At 35.8% G+C, this 19,953-nt stretch carries 19 protein-coding genes; 9 read left to right on the forward strand and 10 right to left on the reverse strand.

The genetic code is table 11. The features are described 5' to 3' along the window. Positions 1 to 216: 216 nt before the first annotated feature. The gene (locus FAF07_RS06850; RefSeq protein WP_185956536.1) at positions 217 to 1,578 is read left to right on the forward strand and encodes a T9SS type A sorting domain-containing protein; all 1,362 of its coding nucleotides are present in this window, start codon (positions 217 to 219) and stop codon (positions 1,576 to 1,578) included. Here the strand turns inward: FAF07_RS06850 and FAF07_RS06855 are convergent, their stop codons facing one another. Further along, positions 1,579 to 2,451 carry an AraC family transcriptional regulator gene (locus FAF07_RS06855; RefSeq protein ID WP_142784399.1) on the reverse strand — a complete coding sequence of 291 codons (873 nt, stop codon included), beginning with the start codon at positions 2,449 to 2,451 and terminating at the stop codon, positions 1,579 to 1,581. It lies immediately after the preceding gene. Between the two features lie 201 nt (positions 2,452 to 2,652). Between FAF07_RS06855 and FAF07_RS06860 the strand changes: the two genes are divergently transcribed. Continuing rightward, positions 2,653 to 3,249: a hypothetical protein gene (locus tag FAF07_RS06860; protein WP_142784400.1), complete on the forward strand. Its 597-nt coding sequence runs from the start codon at positions 2,653 to 2,655 to the stop codon at positions 3,247 to 3,249. A 353-nt stretch (positions 3,250 to 3,602) separates the two neighbouring features. Here the strand turns inward: FAF07_RS06860 and FAF07_RS06865 are convergent, their stop codons facing one another. The 9 genes from FAF07_RS06865 to FAF07_RS06900 form a co-directional block, all read right to left on the reverse strand. Further along, positions 3,603 to 4,676 carry a PA0069 family radical SAM protein gene (locus FAF07_RS06865; protein WP_142784401.1) on the reverse strand — a complete coding sequence of 358 codons (1,074 nt, stop codon included), beginning with the start codon at positions 4,674 to 4,676 and terminating at the stop codon, positions 3,603 to 3,605. A 99-nt stretch (positions 4,677 to 4,775) separates the two neighbouring features. Then, positions 4,776 to 5,558 carry an enoyl-CoA hydratase/isomerase family protein gene (locus FAF07_RS06870; protein ID WP_142784402.1) on the reverse strand — a complete coding sequence of 261 codons (783 nt, stop codon included), beginning with the start codon at positions 5,556 to 5,558 and terminating at the stop codon, positions 4,776 to 4,778. A gap of 42 nt (positions 5,559 to 5,600) precedes the next feature. Then, on the reverse strand, positions 5,601 to 7,061 hold the full coding sequence (locus FAF07_RS06875) for a sensor histidine kinase (RefSeq protein ID WP_142784403.1): 1,461 nt from the start codon (positions 7,059 to 7,061) through the stop codon (positions 5,601 to 5,603). A 154-nt stretch (positions 7,062 to 7,215) separates the two neighbouring features. Then, positions 7,216 to 8,247, reverse strand: coding sequence for an IS630 family transposase (locus FAF07_RS06880; RefSeq protein ID WP_142784028.1), 1,032 nt, complete (start codon positions 8,245 to 8,247; stop codon positions 7,216 to 7,218). A gap of 50 nt (positions 8,248 to 8,297) precedes the next feature. Further along, on the reverse strand, positions 8,298 to 8,849 hold the full coding sequence (locus tag FAF07_RS06885) for a CopD family protein (protein ID WP_142784404.1): 552 nt from the start codon (positions 8,847 to 8,849) through the stop codon (positions 8,298 to 8,300). 10 nt (positions 8,850 to 8,859) lie between these two features. Further along, complete coding sequence (locus FAF07_RS06890; RefSeq protein ID WP_142784405.1) at positions 8,860 to 10,221, reverse strand: MATE family efflux transporter; 1,362 nt, start codon at positions 10,219 to 10,221, stop codon at positions 8,860 to 8,862. Further along, entirely contained in the window at positions 10,221 to 11,255 is a 1,035-nt protein-coding gene (gene hemH / locus FAF07_RS06895) for a ferrochelatase (protein WP_142784406.1), read from the reverse strand. The genes FAF07_RS06890 and hemH overlap by 1 nt, the downstream gene beginning before the upstream one ends. Before the next feature lie 9 nt (positions 11,256 to 11,264). Continuing rightward, on the reverse strand, positions 11,265 to 11,438 hold the full coding sequence (locus FAF07_RS18520; protein ID WP_185956537.1) for a hypothetical protein: 174 nt from the start codon (positions 11,436 to 11,438) through the stop codon (positions 11,265 to 11,267). Between the two features lie 7 nt (positions 11,439 to 11,445). After that, complete coding sequence (locus FAF07_RS06900; protein ID WP_142784407.1) at positions 11,446 to 12,357, reverse strand: AraC family transcriptional regulator; 912 nt, start codon at positions 12,355 to 12,357, stop codon at positions 11,446 to 11,448. A 190-nt stretch (positions 12,358 to 12,547) separates the two neighbouring features. Between FAF07_RS06900 and hemA the strand changes: the two genes are divergently transcribed. From hemA to hemF, 7 genes are all read left to right on the forward strand, one after another. Next, positions 12,548 to 13,810, forward strand: coding sequence for a glutamyl-tRNA reductase (gene hemA, locus FAF07_RS06905; protein WP_142784408.1), 1,263 nt, complete (start codon positions 12,548 to 12,550; stop codon positions 13,808 to 13,810). Beyond that, positions 13,803 to 15,380, forward strand: a complete 1,578-nt coding sequence (gene hemC / locus FAF07_RS06910; protein WP_142784409.1) for a hydroxymethylbilane synthase — start codon at positions 13,803 to 13,805, stop codon at positions 15,378 to 15,380. Before hemA ends, hemC begins: the two co-directional genes overlap by 8 nt. A gap of 163 nt (positions 15,381 to 15,543) precedes the next feature. After that, positions 15,544 to 15,822, forward strand: coding sequence for a four helix bundle protein (locus FAF07_RS06915; RefSeq protein ID WP_246067797.1), 279 nt, complete (start codon positions 15,544 to 15,546; stop codon positions 15,820 to 15,822). Positions 15,823 to 15,866: 44 nt separating this feature from the next. Further along, positions 15,867 to 16,895 carry a uroporphyrinogen decarboxylase gene (gene hemE / locus FAF07_RS06920; protein ID WP_142784410.1) on the forward strand — a complete coding sequence of 343 codons (1,029 nt, stop codon included), beginning with the start codon at positions 15,867 to 15,869 and terminating at the stop codon, positions 16,893 to 16,895. Positions 16,896 to 17,036: 141 nt separating this feature from the next. Beyond that, on the forward strand, positions 17,037 to 17,789 hold the full coding sequence (locus FAF07_RS06925; protein WP_142784411.1) for an EI24 domain-containing protein: 753 nt from the start codon (positions 17,037 to 17,039) through the stop codon (positions 17,787 to 17,789). Continuing rightward, complete coding sequence (locus FAF07_RS06930) at positions 17,786 to 18,325, forward strand: GNAT family N-acetyltransferase (protein ID WP_142784412.1); 540 nt, start codon at positions 17,786 to 17,788, stop codon at positions 18,323 to 18,325. Before FAF07_RS06925 ends, FAF07_RS06930 begins: the two co-directional genes overlap by 4 nt. Positions 18,326 to 18,983: 658 nt before the next feature. Next, entirely contained in the window at positions 18,984 to 19,946 is a 963-nt protein-coding gene (gene hemF, locus FAF07_RS18840) for an oxygen-dependent coproporphyrinogen oxidase (RefSeq protein WP_246067821.1), read from the forward strand. The last annotated feature ends 7 nt before the right edge of the window (positions 19,947 to 19,953 follow it).

Below are 19,953 nucleotides of genomic sequence, written 5' to 3' on the forward strand. Positions count from 1 at the left end.
ATTGTTCTCCATTTTTTATTGTTTCCATAAAAGCCGAATTGCTTGTGGTATAAATAAAACCTTTACCATAAAATATAAAGAATGCCGGGAATAATGTAATTTATCGATAAAGTCAATTTTTTGTCTGAATTAGTTAACTCTTTAATTATAATGTACTTAAATTTGTAGCCCCTAACTCATTGAACGATGACAGACCGATTTATCCCTCTATCAAGAATGCTAATTTTAGTATTCACTTTTTTTTCACTGACCATTTCTGGTTCAACTAGGGTAAATTATAGTATTACAGTTTCAAATAATATATCTTCAAGTGAAGATATTATTTCTGATTATACTCTAGATGCATATAACATTTCCGAAAAATTAGCACCTACGTATATCCAAATTCAATATCCTAATGGCAATGAATTTTGGCAAGTTGGCAAAACACCTTATATAACTTGGGAAAGTGAGGGACTTGAGAGTGACATTGTATTAGAATACTCTAATGATAACGGGATATCCTGGTTTCCGATTGCTACTGTTAGCAACATGACATTTAGTTATGCTTGGACAATTCCTGATAATGTTTCCAAGAATTGCCTAGTAAGAGCAACTTCAGATATAGTAACAGATACCAGTAACAGTGTATTTGAAGTTTCGGATGATGATTCTACATGTAACATCGTTGTATTAGGTTCTTCTACAGCAGCAGGTACTGGCGCTTCGCCTCGTGACAATTCTTGGGCTAATAAGTTTCAATATGACATTTTTCAAGAAAACACAAAACTAAATATTATTAATCTAGCTAAGGGAGGGTATTCCACTTATCATATACTCCCCAATAATACGCCTATTCCAGATGGTCGAACTATTGATGAAGAAAAGAATATAACCAAGGCCTTAACTTATAACCCTGTGGCTGTTATTGTCAATTTACCATCTAATGATACGGCATATGGGTATGCAGTGTCTACACAATTAGATAATTTTGAGATTGTAATTAATGAAGCAGAAGATAACGGTGTGGAAGCTTGGGTAGCAACTACCCAACCTGTTAATTTTAGCGATGCTAATAAAATTCAAATGCAAATAGAGGTTAAGGACGGAATAAATAATCTTTGTGGTATTAAAGCCATAGATTTTTGGACTGACCTTGTTGATGAAAATGGTAAGTTATTACCAGAAGTAGATTACGGTGATGGCATTCATGTTAATAATATAGGCCACGATTTCTTGTATAAAAGAGTTTTGGGAAAAAATCTTCAAAGTCAAGTCTGTGCTAATCCTAATGTCACACTAGGAATAAATGAAATTGATGAATTAGAGGATTTTAATTTAAAAATCTTTCCTAACCCTACTACAAATCACGTAAACCTTAAATTTAACAGCAAAATAGGTGGTAAACTATCTATTTCGTTCTATGATGTATTAGGAAAAAATCATTTGGACATGGCTTCTAAACATTCTTTTAGTTCTGGTCTAAATACTTTAAAACTGAATTGGTCCAATAAAAACAGTAACATGTATTTTGTGGTTTTTGAGTTTGAAACCCAAAACGGCTCATTAAAAAAAAGTATGCCACTTTATATACGCTAATTACTGTATAATAAGTTTTATTTCCTTTCGATATTGCGATGCACTTTTACCTGTAATCTCATTGAACTGCTTATTAAAATGGGAAAAGTTATTAAAACCACACTCAAAGCAGATATCAGTAATACTCATTTGGCTTTCATTCAATAACTTGGTGGCGTGCACCACACGATATTCATTCACCAATTGAGTAAAAGTCTTTCCCGTAGCCTTTTTAAAGTACCTACAAAATGCCGGTACTGTCATGCTTACTTTATCTGCTATTTCTTCTAAACTAATGTGGTTTATAAAGTTCTTGTTAACGTGTTTAAAAATTACGTCAATTTTAGTACTATCCTGAGCCTCTGCTTCAAAGGCAAAGCCATCTGCATTTAATAACGTATAATCATCGGTATTTGCCAAATGATTTAAAATATCCAAAAAACTAAGAACCCGCTCCAGACCATCATAGTTCATAAGGTGCTCTATTTTTGGTCCAATTATTTTTTTCGTGTCTGGTTTAAAAAGGATTCCCTTTTTTGCTCTGTCAAACAGCAATGAAATGGCAGTCATTTCTGGAATTTTCAAAAAATCATCTCCTAAAAAACTTGATTTAAACTGCACGATTGTTTCAGTACCTGTAGCTGTAAGTCTATCTGTGAAACCATTGTGCGGTAAATTTGAGCCAATTAGTAAGAGTTGACTATTATTAAAATAGGATAAATGATTCCCAATGTGCCTTTTCCCTTGTCCTTTATTAACATAAACCAATTCCAGTTCTGGATGAAAATGCCAAAATGCAGCAGCCTTTTCAGCTTGTTTAACGTGCTGCCTAACCAGTAACGAACTTCCAAAGCCGGGACTAACTTTTTCAAAAGCGGGCTTCTTATTATTCATATAATCAATTTTGAAGCAAAACTAAGGAATTTTCATATAATAATATGTATTCATTTAACCCAATTATATTCTATTTTAACTTAACATAGATTTAACTTAGATTTAACAGTTAATTTAGCATATAAATTGGACAAAATTGATGTTTTTAAAACTTCCCTTCCACCATACCTTTGTACTGTTAAACGTTAATAAATCCAAATCATGAAAAACGTAAATAAAATTTTTAAAAACAGCATATTGGCACTTACTATGTGTGCTACCATGCTAGGCAATGCCAATGAAATTTCTTCTATAAACAATAAAGAAGACCTTAAGAAGACTGCATTAGTAATCAGTAATGTAAAGGAAGGCGATCTCCTATCTATTAAAGATGACAATGGTGTCATTCTATATAAAGAATTTATCAAAGTATCGGGAACATATAAAAAAGGATTCGATTTAACCGCTCTTCCCGATGGAAGCTACTTTTTTGAAGTTGACAAAGATCTGGAAATTAAAACCATTCCTTTTACTGTAAAATCGAATGAAGTAATTTTTGATAAAGACAGTGAGGTCACAATTTATAAACCTTATACCCGTGTAAAAAACGACATAATATATGTGACGAAATTATCCCCAAACAAAGCACCATTCAATATAGAAATCTTTCATAACAATAGTGGTGATTACAATTTAGTACATTCTGAAACTATTGAAAATACTCAAACTATTGAAAGGATATTTAAATTACAAGAAGGTAGTTACAAAATAGTTTATCACACCGATAATAGAGAGTTCACGAAATTCATTAACAATTAGTTTAATGTCTTATTTAGTTTAGTTTAGTTGATAAAAGTGAGCTGTGGTGGCTCACTTTTAATTTAAAATCTTTAATTATGGAAATAGAAAAATTAGAAAGTTTTAAAATTGATCATTTCAATAAAGCCATATTAGAATTCAAATTTCTAAAAAATGATTGGCTTGTTAAAAGGACTCTCCTTCATATACTGTGGGCGTTCATTAACATCACTACATTAATTTTTGTTTATTCACTAGTTTCAAACACAAAATGGACGCCCGTATTTATAGTAGGATGTCTATTATATTGCCTTTTCTATTGGTTATTAAGTTCTATCATGTTTGATAAACTTATTGGTGATGAAATTGACCATTTAAAATAATTTTAATTGACCATCCTTATATTGCTCATGCAAATCTAGATTTAGTTTAGGCATAGATTGATTTATAAAATATTTCTGTCTTGCTAATCTAACCAAATCATTAATTTGTTTTGCAATGTTGCCTTCGCCACGCATGCGTGTTCCATATCTGCTGTCATTTAGACGACCTCCATGGCAGTCTTCAATTTGATGAAGCACCTTTTCAGCTCGATCTGGTAGCTTTTTTCTAATCCAATCGGAAAAAATTTCGCCAATAGCACCATTTAACCTAACAATAGTGTGACCTATGGAAGTGGCTCCGTGTTTTGATGCCGTCTCGGCAAGCGCCAAAATTTCATGACTGTTGATTGAGGGAATTATTGGTGCCAACATCACATTTACTGGAATCCCATGATCGCTTAAAATCTGAATAGTTTCCAAACGCTTTTTAATACTTGCTGTTCTGGGTTCCAAAATACGTCTTGTGTCTTCTGATAGTGAGGTTAAGGATATCGTCACGCTTAATAAACGATCTTGAGCCAAAGCTTTTAAAAGATCCAAATCTCTTAAAATGAGCGCATTTTTTGTTATGATGCCTACAGGGTGTTTATATTTTAAAAACACCTCCAAACACTTTCTAGTAATCTGATAAATACGTTCAGCCGGTTGATAACAATCTGTATTGCCAGACATAACAATAGGGTGTGCTTTCCAACTTTTCTTCTTTAGTACTGCTTCTAGTAACTTTGGCGCCTCTTTTTTGACCATGATTTTACGTTCAAAATCCAGCCCTGCACTATACCCCCAATATTCATGGCTGTTGCGCGCATAACAGTAGATACACCCGTGCTCACAGCCTTGATAGGCATTCATGGAATACATCATGCCAACGTCTGGACTATCCACTTTATTGACTATCGTTTTAGGAAATACCTCTAAATATTGGGTTTTGTTTTTGTCACTTTCTTCACCTTCTTTATGGCAATACTCTAGAAAATCATCACGTGTTTCATGGCTAAATTCGAAAAAACGATTAGGCGTATTAACCTGTGCACCACGGCCTTTTATGGTAACTTTGGGATCCATCTAAATAATTATAAGGTTTTCTTACTAAGAACTGCTCCTTAAAATTACCCATAATGTATACGTAAAACTGTTAAAGTGAATATGGGTTATTAACAAATATTATTTTCCAGGAAAATTCGCTTTTCGTTTTTGTAAAAATGCCGTAGTGCCTTCTTTAAAATCTTCAGTCCCAAAACTTTTCCCGAATTCTTTTATTTCAACATCAAATCCATTAATGCCATCTGTATCATTAGCATTTATTGCTTTGATAGCTGCACTAATGGCTACCGGAGAATTCCGTAAAATTTTACTGGCAATTTTCTCGCAAAACGGAAGCAGGTCTTCTGGCGTTGTAACATGGTTAACTAGCCCATAATTTAATGCCTGATTTGAGTCAATCATTCCTGCCGTCATAATAAGTTCCATAGCACGACCTTTTCCAATTAAATTAGGAAGCCTTTGTGTGCCGCCGTAACCGGGAATCACACCAAGAGACACTTCTGGCAAACCCATTTTAGCATTATCGCTGGCCACCCTAAAATGACAGGCCATGGCAAGTTCAAGCCCGCCCCCAAGTGCAAAACCATTAACGGCTGCAATAACTGGAGTTCCCAAATTTTCAACAAAATTGAATAATAAATCCTGACCTTTTGCTGCCAACTTAGCACCTTCTTTTGCACTAAAACTAGAGAACTCACTAATATCGGCACCGGCAACAAAGGCTTTTTCACCACTTCCTACAAGAATAATGACTTTGGTATTTTCATCTTTGTTAGTCGCCTTAAAAGCTTCATGAAGTTCTTGAATGGTCTCCTTATTTAACGCATTTAATTTAGTTGGCCTATTAATGGTTATAGTAGTAATACTGTTATGTTGACCAACTATGATGTTGTTGTAATCCATTGGTATTTATTTTTGAAGTGTTTGTTAATATAATAAAATTGACTATTGTTCCTTAGGAAATGTTACAGTAAATGTCGTTCCTGTATTTTTTTCCGATTCAAATGATATGGTGCCTTTATAAGTTTCAACAATGTTTTTAACCATGGCCAAACCTAGGCCCATACCACTACTTTTAGTTGTGAATTTGGGTTCAAATACTTTTGTTTTGTTTTCTTCCGAAACGCCCGATCCATTATCTGCTACCGTAATCATAACATTGTGAATGTCCTCTGTCACCTTAATATTTATTTTGGGTGTTTTGTTTTCTGGTATCGCTTGAATACCATTTTTAACTAAATTGGTAATGACGCGTATTAATTGCGTCCTATCAAATTTCGCAACTATTTCATCAGACTCAGCAGTAAAACTAATATAATTTTCATTAAAAATATCTAAAGCCAATTTCACAATATTTACCACATTTAAGGTTTCATTTTGTTGCGCTGGCATTTTAGCGAAATTTGAAAATGCCGATGCTATGGCGCTCATGGTATCAATTTGCTGAATCAATGTCTTGGTATATTCATCTAATTTTGAATGAATCTGTTCATCCTCAGGATCGAATTTACGCTGAAAATTCTGGACTGTTAAGCGCATAGGTGTCAACGGGTTTTTAATTTCATGCGCCACCTGTTTCGCCATTTCCCGCCACGCCTGTTCCCGTTCACTCGTGGCCAACTGTACGGCACTAGCTTCCAATTCATCAATCATGCTGTTATATGAATTCACCAATGTTGAAATCTCCTCGCTGCTATCATCGATCATGATTTTTTCATTTCGGCGTTCTAAACGCGTTGCATTTATTTTTTCGCTGATTGTTTTTAAGGATCTCGTTATGTATTTAGATAATAAAAAGGCAATAGCAACCGCCATGAGTAATACAAATAGAAAAGCGTAACTGATACGCGCTAAAAACTCATCAAGTTCTTTAGATAGAAAATCGTCCTTTTCTAAATAGGGTAAATTTAAAATGGCGAGCTCTTTTGATTTTTGATCCGTTATAAAAGTATATGAGGATTGAAAGGTTTCCCCGTTCTCCATGAGTTTATCAACATACCTATGCTCTGCTGTATGGGATAGGGCATTTAAAATTTCAGCATCAATACATTTATCTATAGCCTCAGGCTGTAATGATGCTTTTGATGAAATTAATAGCGACCCTTCTAAATCGTATAAATTAACTTGTAATTTATGAATGTCCGCAATGTTATAAATTTCATCTTTAAAAATTATAGGAATATTTTCAGTAATTACCTCCCAAGTATTTTGCCTACTGTTTAAAACCCGCTTTATGTGTGTTTGAATATTTTGCTCCTTACGTTCCAAACGCTGTGTATGGTAATCGCGTGTTTCCTCTCTATATTGATAAATGGCTACTGCAGCAATAAGCACAGAGGCTAATACGACTAACAATATCATGGCCAAAAAGATACGGGTACGTAAAGAGAGTTTTTTTAGTTTCATTAAGTAGAATAATGCATAAATATAACAATAATCGCACCAATGTTTTTACTTAATATTTGAAGCATCTTTTAAAAGTTTTTATGATTTGTTTTGAATACAAAATGAAGCTCACAACAGTTATTAATCGTTAGGTTATTTAGTTCTTATAAGATTGTCAGGCAGCATATCTGGCGTGTCTGTGATGAAAATATTTTTTCACTTGTGGTTTGTCCTTTTTTCTTTTGTTCATAAAATCATTGATATTTTCCTTTAGCTGTTCCTTGTTGATCGCCCTTTTCTTGCCGATAATATTGGTCTTCAGATCTTGGTTGACGTATTCCTGGGGATTCAGTTCCGGGGAATAGGGCGGGATGAACAATACTTCGATCTTATCATTGTTCTCCTCTAGCCATTGGTCAAGTTTGATGGTCTTGTGGGCGGGATGGTTATCGGTAATGAAAAATATCTTTTTATTGCTATACTTTATCATCAGTAGCAAGAACATCTTAAAGACCTCGCTGTTGAAGCCCTTCTCCATCAACATGAACTGCAGATGCCCCCTGTTGCTTATTGCGGAGATCATATTGACCGTGTATCTTTTCCCCGTTGCCTTTATTATAGGCGTTTTTCCTTTAGGGGCATAGCTCTTGCCTGCCTGGTGGTCGCTCCTGCAGCCCGTCTCGTCCCCAAAGTATATTATCGCTCTTTCTGCCTTTGCCCTTTTTTCTATCGCCGGATATTCTTCCTCCAGCCATTTCCGTACGTTTTCCGGCTTTTGCTCGAACGCCTTTCTTATGGGCTTTTGGGGAGTGTACCCCCATTTTTTCAGGTAGCGCCCTACCTGCCAGCGCGACAGCTCGACGCCGAACTTCTGCGATATCAGCTGCTGTACGGCTTCCCTTGTCCAAAGTCCGAAGGGGAGCTTCAACTGCTCGGGAAGTTTTTCCCTGATAAGTTCCCGCACCTTATGGGCCTGGTCCTTCTTGAGTTTCATGCCGCCCTGCACACCACGTTTCCTGCTGCACAGCGCGCGCTTGCCGCCGGCCCTGTACCGCGCCCATATCTTGTTTACCGAACGCTCGGTGATACCAAAAATCTCGGCGGCCTGTCTCTGGGTGCCCAATTTCTTGCGGAGATAATCGGCCACACGCAACCGTGTTTCCTCTTGGGCATCTTGGTTCTTACGCTTCTTCACCTTTGTTTTCATACAATAAAGATACGTAAAATTTTCAGAATAAGAACTAATTTATGCTCTTATTAATAAGCATCAGGGTTTTTAGAACGGATAGATTTATACACTTTGAAACCTAACATAACAAGAACCCCTAAAATGATAAGACCAACCACACCCCAAACCCAATTGATGGCACTTTTTAACACCACCAAAAAGACCACTGCAAATAAGATAAACGTAGCGCCTTCATTCCAAATCCGCATAAAACTTGAAGATTTTTTAACCACATCGTTTTGCAATTGTTTGTAATACTGATGTGTTTTTAGGTGATACATTATCAGTAAAACTACAAAGGCTAATTTTACGTGCATCCAAGGTTGTTGAAGCCAAAATGGTTGCAGAATAAGTAGCCAAATAGCGAATACCGTTGCTAATATAGCAGAAGGCCAAGTGATAATAAACCACAGGCGTTTAGCCATAAGCTTGAGTTGATTACCAAGAATCTCTTTATCTGGTGATGGCTTGTGAAAAGCTTCAATTTGATATACAAAAAGTCTGGGAATGTAGAACAAACCTGCGAACCAAGTAATTACAAAAATGAGGTGAAAGGATTTTATGTATTGGTAGTATTCCATCGCTAATAATTTAGGTGTTTGAGCGCAATGCTGGTTTTAGATTTCTATTAATTTCCCTATAAAGAAAATAGCCGGTTACTAAAGTGGCAAGGACATCTGCAATTGGAAATGATATCCAAACCCCCAATTCACCATAAAAATTTGGCAGTATAAATATAAGTGGAATAAAGAAGAAACCCTGTCTTGTTAAGGTTAACAATAATGCTGGTTTTGCTTTACCTATGGCTTGAAAATAAGCTGCTCCAATAAGCTGTATGGCAATAATAGGTGTTGCCAAAAATACCCAGCGCATGGCGGGAGGCGTTTCTTTTAGAACTTCAATATCTGTGGTAAATAATCTCGTGATAACATCGGGGAAAACCATAAGTAAAACAAATACTAATGTAGCCAAACCTGCAGCATATTTAATAGCTGTATAAATGGCTTCCTTAACACGGTCATAGTGTTCAGAGCCATAATTAAAGCCTGCAATAGGTAAAAACCCTTGGGTTATTCCGTACACGGGAAAAAGGGCAAACATAAGCATCCTGCCAACAATAGCATAGGCTGTAACCGAAGATTCGCCACCTAAATCGTATAAAATATTATTCATAAATAAATAGGTAATACTTACAACCGCTTGTCTTGCCAGCGTTACAAAACCCAATGAACTTATTTCTGAAACAAGGGATCTGTTTAATCCGAAATGGCATCTGTTTATCTTTAATTCCGAATGCTTCGATAAGAAAAACCACAATATAAAAACAAAACACAGTAAGTAAGACCCCGTGGTTGCCCAAGCGGCACCTTCCATTCCTAAATCCAATACTATGATGAAAATATAATCTAAAATAAGGTTCCCTACAGACGGTATCATCATGGCATACATCGCAAACTTTGGTTTGCCTTCGGCTCTAATTACCGTGTTTCCCATCATACAAAGTGCCAAGAACGGAATGCCATAAAGCACGATGGTGTAATAAATTTTTGCAGGTTCTAAAATAGCCCCTTTCCCTCCAAATGTCGGGACGATAGACTCGGCAAACCATAAGCCGAAAATGACCATAAGTATGGTAAGCAATACCGTTAGCGTAATTTGGTTTCCAAAGGTTTTTAGTGCTTTCCCTTTATTTTTTGCCCCCAGTGCCCTGGAAATTATTGAGGAACCTCCAATACCAATGGCCATCCCAAGGGCAGCAATAAAAAACGATACGGGAAGTACCACATTAATGGCGGCTATAGCAGTAGAACCAATCCATTGGCCAACAAAAATAGTGTCTATTAGGATGTTTAATGACATTACTAATATCCCAATAGAAGCCGGAACTGCCTGCCTTATAAGTAATTTGCCAATAGGTTGCGTGCCTAAATCCTGCGATAAAATTTTCGCCATTATACCACTAAGGTTTTAGAGTCTACCCATTCATGTATCCATTTTGAAAGCAATGCAACCCAATCGGAGTCATCATTCAGGCATGGTACTGTCGTAAATTGATTACCACCCATTTCATGAAAAATTTCTTGGCCTTCCATAGCAATTTCCTCCAGCGTTTCCAAGCAATCGCTTACAAATGCGGGCGTTACAATGGCCATATTTTTGACACCTTCCTTACCCAAACGTTCAATAGTTCTATCTGTATAGGGTTGCAACCAGGGGTCAAAACCTAAACGCGATTGAAATGATGTTGAAAATGTACCTTCCTTAAATTGCAGATGTTCAGCAACCAATCGAGTCACCTCATAACATTGATGTCTATAACAAAATTCATGTGCTTTAGATGGTGTTTTACAACAACTTCCATCAATTTTACAATGCGATTTTGTGATATCACTTTTCCGGATATGGCGCTCTGGAACCCCATGATATGAGAATAATAAATGCTCATAATTTTTTCCATCTAAATGTGATTTTATCGAATTGGAAAGCACTTTAATATAATCCGGTTTATTGTAAAACGCAGGAACCGATTCAATTTTTATATTAGGAAAATGTTCTTGACGAATCTCTTCGGCCAAAACCACAATAGTTTCAGTGGTTGCCATGGCAAACTGCGGATATAATGGAAATAGCAATACCTCATCAACACCTTGGTCTACCAATTCTTGTAAGCCTTTTTTGATGGTCATGTTTCCATAGCGCATAGCTAGTGCTACAGGCTCTTCCACCTGCTTTTGAAGCTTTTTTTGAAGGCGTTCGGACAATACAATAAGTGGAGATCCTTCTTCCCACCATATTTTTTTGTACGCTTTCGCGGAAGCCTTTGGTCGTGTGTTTAAAATAATACCCTTAACCAGTAAATTTCGTGCCCAAAGTGGCACATCAATAACACGTTCATCCATCAAAAACTCACCTAAATATTTTTTTACGTCCTTGGACTCTGGACTATCGGGCGAACCCAGATTAACTAGTAAAATTCCTTTTTTCATTTACAATTTTTATTTTTTAAGCCCTAAATAAGATCCTAGTGCTTTTTGTTTGGCAATATTATTTCGAGATGATTCATTATAACAGCTATCTTGAAAAATACCACAGGAAATAGTTGGACGAACTAGAGAATTGGTGTTCGTGTTTTTCTCTAATGCTGCAATTTCAGGCGTTAAATAGTTCATATACAAGCTACAATTGTTGTTGCGTCAATGACATGACATATTTTTTAGGCGTTGTGCCATATTTCTTTTTAAACGCTGCGATAAAATGACTGGAGGTGCTGTAGCCCACTTTATGGCCGACTTCATTGACATTATCATTACCTGCTTCTAATAATTTTCGAGCTACCTCCATTTTATAATCAAATAGAAAACTAAAAACGGAATCTCCATAAATCTGCTTAAAGCCTTCTTTTAGCTTTTTAATATTTAATCCTATCTCATCAGCAAGTTCTTGTAAACTTGGTGGTTCTGCCATTCTTGCAATAATAATCTCTTTAGCCTTCCTTATTTTTATAACATTCGTTTCGTCAACTAAAAACGGACATTGCTCAATATCGGCCTCTTCGCTTCTATTAAAATACAAGCTCAAAAGTTCGTAGGCTTTGCCTTTGTAATATAGGTTTTTGATGCTGGAATTTAAGTTATAATTTATAAGCTGGTTTAGAACAATGGCCATAGATGGCGAAATATTCCCATCCTTATAATATTTTTTATCCTTATTGTCTTGATTTAAAAATGAAATATAATCGGCTTCTTGAGAAAATAAACCATGAAATTTTTTGATAGATATCAATATAGAAACCATCCAAGATTGCGGATTGATGTCCAAACAAATTGGAAGATCACGTTGCGGGTTATAAAGCAATAATGAGTTTTCTTCAAGAATATCCAATCGGTATCTGCCGGCATTAAAAACAAATTGACTAGAGCCTTTCACACAGAAATGAAACTGAATATAATCACTATCTATCTCTTTTGCAACAGATTGTAAATCACTTAATTCATTTTTATAGGTAAGCACAAAAAACCCATCGTCAACCTTGGTTTCATCAAACGCCCTTTTAGCGACACTTTTGTTAATTGTGATTTCTTCTTTCATATGAATTTTATTTAGATTGGTTCTAAATTGATTATTGAAAACCCGCCCAATTCACTGCAAAAATATGACATTTATCATATAATTAGAAAAAATAAGGTTAAAAAACCACAAACGATACTAAAAGTTCTTTGAGCGTTACTTTTTTGCTTCACATCAGTTCTATTTTTGTTTCATAATTTCAAGTATTATCATGCAGAAGTATAATATTTCTCGAAGTCATTATTTTTATGCTATTGGTTTAAGCTATAAAAAAGCAGATGCCGATATTAGAGGTCGCTTTAGTTTAGACGAAGCGTCAAAATTGGCGGTTCTTAACCAAGCCAAAGAGAATGATATTGAAAGCTTGGTAGTAACATCTACGTGCAATCGTACTGAAATATATGGTTTTGCACAGCATCCTTTTCAATTAATTCAATTACTTTGTGATAATACCAGAGGTACGGTAGAGGAATTTCAAGAGGTCGCCTATATATATAAAAACAAAGATGCCATTGCGCACATGTTTCGTGTGGGCTCTGGGTTAGACAGCCAAATTCTTGGTGATTTTGAAATTATAAGTCAGTTAAAAACCAGTGCAAGAATATCAAAAAAACACGGTTTGCTCAATCATTTTACAGAACGATTGGTCAATGCCGTTATTCAGGCAAGCAAACGTATTAAGACAGAGACCAACATCTCTTCGGGCGCCACCTCGGTATCCTTTGCTTCTGTTCAGTATATTTTTAAAAATATTGAAGATATTTCCAGCAAGAATATTTTACTGTTTGGAACGGGAAAAATAGGAAGAAACACTTGCGAAAACTTAGTGAAACATACTAAAAACGAGCATATTACACTCATTAATAGAACTAAGGATAAAGCACAAAAAATTGCCGGAAAATTTAATTTAATTGTTAAAGATTATGGTAATTTACAAGAAGAGATAAGCCATTCTGACATCTTAATCGTAGCTACCGGAGCGCAACGTCCTACTATAGACAAGCACCTAATTCAAACCCATAAGCCACTACTTATCTTAGACCTTTCCATTCCTAAAAACGTTCATGAGAATGTTGAAGAATTAAGCAATGTTTCTTTAGTGCACCTCGACCATTTATCACAAATAACAGACAGCACATTATCTGCTAGAAAAGCACATATTCCTTTAGCTGAAACTATTATTGAAGAGGTAAAATCAGATTTTAATAGCTGGTTGGAAACCAGAAAATTTGCTCCAACGATAAAGGCATTGAAACATAAGTTAAATAATTTTGCAATTGCAGAATTAGATACTCAGCGTAAAAAGTTGTCTGATTTTAACGAAGCTCAGGCCGAAATAATTAGCACTAATATTATTCAAAAAATAACCAATCATTTTGCACATCATTTAAAAGATGACAATATTTCTACAGACGATAGTCTAGAACTTATAAAGCAAGTGTTTCAGTTAGAACCTTCAACTAAAAATGTCTAAAATTATTAGAATTGGTACACGCGATAGTGAATTAGCACTATGGCAAGCAAAAATAGTACAAAGTCAACTTGAGCATTTAGGGCATAAAACAACCATTGTTCCTGTAAAATCCACGGGCGATTTAGTTCTGGACAAACCACTTTACGAACTTGGAATAACCGGTATCTTTACCAGGACCTTGGATATTGCCATGTTAAATCATGATATTGATATTGCCGTCCATTCTTTAAAAGACGTACCAACGGTGCTACCAAAAGGCATTGTGCAAGCAGCCGTTTTAAAACGGGGCAACGTTAATGACACGCTCGTATTTAAGGATAATGAAGAATTTTTAGGTGCCAAAGAGGCTATTGTGGCCACTGGTAGCTTACGAAGACGTGCCCAGTGGTTAAACAGATTTCCAACACATACTATAGTCGATTTAAGGGGTAACGTAAATTCCCGCTTACAGAAATTAGAGGGCCATGAAGATTGGAATGGCGCTATTTTCGCCGCTGCTGGTATTGGAAGAATCGGGATAAGGCCCGAGGAGGCTATTAATTTAGATTGGATGATTCCTGCGCCTGCACAAGGCGCCATTATGATTACGGCTTTAGAAGACGATGAGGAAACAAGAACTGCCTGTGCAGAATTAAATCACGAAGAGACTGAAATTTGCACTACTATTGAGCGCGAGTTCCTAAATAAACTAGAAGGTGGGTGTACGGCTCCAATAGGCGCATTGGCATACATTAAAGATGAAGAGGTTAATTTTAAAGGGGTTCTATTAAGTGTGGATGGCACAAAAAAAATTGATGTTACTAGGGTTAAAAAATTAGGCGAACATAATGACTTGGCTCAATATTGTGCTGATTTTATTATTGAACGTGGCGGAAAACGACTGATGGACATCATCAGGCAATCAGACAAAAAAACCAATGTGTACTCTACAAAATCGTTTACCGAAGATCAACGTCTTTTATTTCATGAAAAAGTAGTCGCTGATAGCTCAGATTTTATCAAAATAAGTTTGAATCGGATTCATCCGCGTTTCTTAAAAAATGAAATTCAAAATGTAGTGATTACTAGTAAAAATGTGGTGGAATCATTAATAACTAATTACTCTGCTGTAGAACTTCAATTTAAGAATATTTACTGTGTTGGTCGAAGAACCAAACGTCTTATTGAAAAAAGAATCGGAAAAGTCACCCATTTTGAAAATAATGCAAAAAGGCTTGCCGAGTATTTAGTCGATTTTATTGAAGGCACCGAAGTCACTTATTTTTGTAGCGACATTCGCTTGGATGCTTTACCAACTATTTTGGCTGAAAATCACATCAAGGTAAATGAAGTTGAAGCATATCAAACAAAATACGACGGCATAAAAGTAGATGATTCCGTAGAAAGTGTGATGTTTTATAGTCCATCAACTGTTGAAGGTTTTGTTCAGAAGAATGATGCTGAAGTGATTGCATTTTGCATAGGAGAAACAACGGCTAATGAAGCAAGTAAGCATTTTAAGGATGTGAGGATTGCTAAAGTGCCAACTGTTGAAAGTGTGATTGAATTAGTAAATGAGTATTATATATAATGGCTTTTAGCTATTAGCCCTATGCCGTTTGCGCCACTGTTATGAAGAGCAAATAGCAAAGGGCTAACTGCCAAAAGCTAGTGAAATGAGAGACTTTAGAAAACTTGAAATTTGAAAAAACGGAATTGAGCTTGTAAAGCAAGTATATCTATTATCAGATAAAATGCCTTCAGAAGAAAAGTTTGGTTTAAGAAGTCAAATAACAAGAGCATCTGTTTCTGTGCCATCAAATATTGCAGAAGAATGCAGTAGAAATAGTGAAGTTGAATTTAAGCGCTTTTTAGAAATTGCAATCGGATCATTATTTGAGGTTGAGACGCAACTCATAATAGCTCAAGAACTTGAATTTATAGAACCAGAAGAACTCAAAGTCATTTTTAATTTAATTCAAAAAGAAGGCAGAATGATAAACAGTTTAATTAATAAAATAAAAAATAGCTGATAAGCCTGAACTAAAAGCCAAAGGCAAACAGCCAAATGCTAGATATGATTAAAAACGATTTATTTTTAAGAGCATTAAAAGGAGAAACCGTAAGCCGTCCACCCGTTTGGATGATGCGTCAAGCCGGACGCTACTTGCCAGAATTTATGGCCATTAAAGAAAAGTACGATTTTTTTACACGTTGTCGCACGCCTGAGTTAGCAAGTGAGATTACTGTGCAACCCATAAGAAGATACGGTATGGATGCCGCCATTTTATTTTGTGATATTTTGGTAATTCCGCAAGCTATGAACATCGAGGTACAAATGAAACCCAATTTTGGACCGTATTTACCAAACCCTGTTCGTTCGCAAAAAGATGTTGACAAAGTCATCGTTCCTGATGTTAAGGTGGAACTGGATTATGTGTATCAAGCTATAAAAGCCACCAAAGAAAAACTGAATAATGACATTCCATTAATAGGTTTTTCGGGATCCCCTTGGACTATTTTATGCTACTGTGTACAAGGTCAAGGCAGTAAGAATTTTGATAAAGCCAAAGAATTTTGTTTTACAAATCCTATCGCTGCACATCAATTACTTCAAAAAATAACCGATACCACGATTGCCTATTTAAAAGAAAAGGTGAAAGCAGGTTGCGATGCCGTACAAGTATTCGATTCTTGGGGTGGGATGCTCTCTCCTGTCGATTATCAAGAATTTTCATGGCAATATATTCAACAAATTATTGATGCTTTAAAAGACGATGCCCCTGTAATTGCATTTGGTAAAGGCTGCTGGTTTGCCTTAAATGATATGGCAAAATCCGGTGCCGCTGCCCTGGGCGTAGATTGGACTTGTTCTCCTAGAAATGCACGTTATTTAACTGGTGGTAATATTACGCTTCAAGGTAATTTTGACCCGACTCGGTTGTTTTCACCACCATCAGAAATAAAGAAAATGGTACACCAAATGATTAACGAATTTGGGAAAGACAAATACATTGTAAATTTAGGCCATGGTATTTTACCTAATATTCCATTAGATCATGCCAAGGCATTTATAGATGCTGTTAAAGAGTATAGCCCCTCTTAATCTCCCCCAGGGGGAGAAACTGTTATGGCAAAATAGCACTCTAAAAGTTTGACATTTTGACGAAAGTTTAATATAAATACGACTCAAACTCCCTCTCCTTCGGAGAGGGCTGGGGAGAGGAATAGAGCTAGGAGAGGATTTATGATTAAAAATATCACATTAGGGATCAAAGCCTATTTCGGAGCTTTTAGTTTAATTTCAAAACTAAAACTCTGGAAATATTTTGCTGTTCCTATGGTAATTAGTGTCATTACGGCATCCACAATAGGTGTTTCAGCATATGCCTTTTCAGATAACATCGGCACTTTTATTTCTAAAGCTTGGGTTTGGGAATGGGGGAAGGATACTTTTTCTGTCTTCGGCACCATCCTTGGCGCACTAATGGTTATAGTCATCGGCCTCATTTTATATAAGCACATAATTATGGCTTTATCGGCGCCGTTTATGAGTCCGGTTTCAGAGAAAATTGAAAAATACATCACCGGTAATCTAAATGCAGATCATAGAAAAACCTCTTTTTCAGAGCAACTGTATCGTGGCATCCGTATTAATGTTAGAAACCTTTTATTAGAATTACTTTTCACAATCCCAATTCTACTTTTAAAATTCATCCCTGTAATCAACATTTTTTCAACCATATTATTGTTTCTAGTCCAAGCGTATTACGCGGGTTTTGGTAATATGGATTATACTTTGGAGCGACACTTTAAATATCGCCAAAGTGTGAATTTTGTAAAAAAGCACAAAGGAATTGCTATTGGGAATGGTATTGTATTTATGTTGTTCTTGATAATTCCTGTGATTGGAGTTATTTTGGTATTGCCATTATCGGTCACTGCGGCTACCTTAAAAACAGTTGAGTCTCTAGAAATTGATAATCTAGAAAGCAGGTGAATTTTGATGCCTACCACATATCGCCTATAAAATCAAGTGATGCTTGGAAGGTCTGTAATTTTATAATTTCGAATGAAGATCGATTAAAAACGTATTTTCCTAATACCTTAAAACAAAACTTAACCCCAGAATTATCAAAAAAATTTGTTGAAAAAAAGGTGAAACAATTCGAATTAGAAGAAGAATATCTCTTTACAATCAAAACGATTGAAACCTCAGAAATCGTTGGATTGGTCTATATTAAAGAAATTGATTGCACGACCAAACAAGGTGAGTTCGCGTATTGCATTGGCTACCCCTACACAGGCAAAGGGATTACCGCCAAAGCGATTCATCTACTATCTGATTACGCTTTTAATGATTTGGGGCTTAAAAGACTTCAAATTATTGTGTATAAAGATAACCTTGCCAGTATCCAAGTGGCTAAAAACAATAATTTTACTTGGATAAAAACACTTAAAAACGAATTCACTCCTATAGGATCAAAACCTTTAGACATGGAACTTTATGAACTGTACCATGAATTTGAACAGTGATGATAATGAACCAGGCCTGACAGGTCTTAGAAACAAAGAAAACAGTAATAAAATGGCATTGGAAAAAATAGAAAAAGACCATTATTATCATATTTTCAATCGAGGTATAAATAGCGCTGTTATTTTCAAAACAGAAGATAATATGGCTTATTTTCTAAAATTAATTGAGGAACATTTAGCAAAAAAGGTCGATGTCATTGCATACTGTTTAATGAATAATCATTTTCATTTAGTTGTTAAAATAAATGAAGGAGGTGCGTTGGCCACTCAAGCTTTTTCAAATCTTTTCAATGCCTATGCTAAGGCATTTAACAAGCAGCAGATTAGGACTGGAAGCTTGTTTGAAAAAAATTTTAAAAGAAAAAGAATACTTAATGAGGATTACTTAAAAAATGTTATTATTTACACACATAATAATCCTGTAAATCATAATATTTCCAAGTTTGCTGAGGATTATAAGTTTTCATCTTATAGCCAGTATCTATCTGAAGAAAATAACAACAATAAATTATTGTCTAAAAATGAAATTCTTAGACTTTTTGATTCAATAGCTAATTTTGAAATTGTGCACAAACAAACAAACAACTTAGGTTTAGACCTACAAGATTTTGAAAACCTTGCAGGACAAGAAACCTCAGGACAAAACGAGAAGCTTAACCTGCAAGGTCTCAAAGACCTTGTAGGTTTTTCAGTCAAAGATAAATTCTATAAATACATACAAGAATTACAAGATACCATCACCTCAAGATTAGAAATTGTAGATGGTAAAGCTAAATTTCAAGAAGATTTGTGGCAACGTCCCGAAGGCGGTGGCGGACGTACACGCGTTATCGAAAACGGCAATGTTTTTGAAAAAGGCGGCGTTAATATCTCAGGAGTGCATGGGAAGTTACCTAAATCTATGCAAGCCTATTTTAAAGTTGGTGACGTTGATTTTTTCGCTTGCGGATTAAGCCTCGTATTACACCCTAAAAACCCAATGGTTCCCACAGTGCATGCCAATTGGCGCTACTTTGAAATTTACGATGAAAAAGATGGCTCCTCCCCTTCGGGGAGGTCGGGAGGGGCTTCTTGGTTTGGTGGTGGGCAAGATTTAACACCTTATTATCTGTTTGAAGAAGATGCTATTCATTTTCACCAAACCTGCAAAACAGCTTGCGACAAGCATAATTCTGACTTTTATCCAAATTACAAAAAACGTTGTGATGAGTACTTTTACAACACGCACCGACATGAAGGTCGAGGCATAGGTGGTCTCTTTTTTGATTATTGCAAAGCTTCTGAACATATGACTATGGAAAATTGGTATAACTTTGTAACCGAAGTCGGCGACAGTTTCCTTGAAGCCTATGTGCCTATAGTAGAAAAAAGAAAAGACTTAGCATATACCAAAGCACAGCGCAATTGGCAAGAAATCCGTCGCGGACGCTATGTAGAATTCAATTTAGTGCACGATAAAGGCACACTATTCGGTTTAAAAACCAACGGACGTATAGAAAGTATTCTTATGAGTTTGCCACCACATGTGCAATGGGTATATGACCATCATCCAGAAGCTGGAAGTGAGGAAGCAAAACTTTTAGAGGTATTAAAAAACCCTGTAGATTGGATAAACAAATAAACGTAAC

The sequence above is a fragment of the Changchengzhania lutea genome (genome assembly GCF_006974145.1).
GTDB lineage: Bacteria > Bacteroidota > Bacteroidia > Flavobacteriales > Flavobacteriaceae > Changchengzhania > Changchengzhania lutea.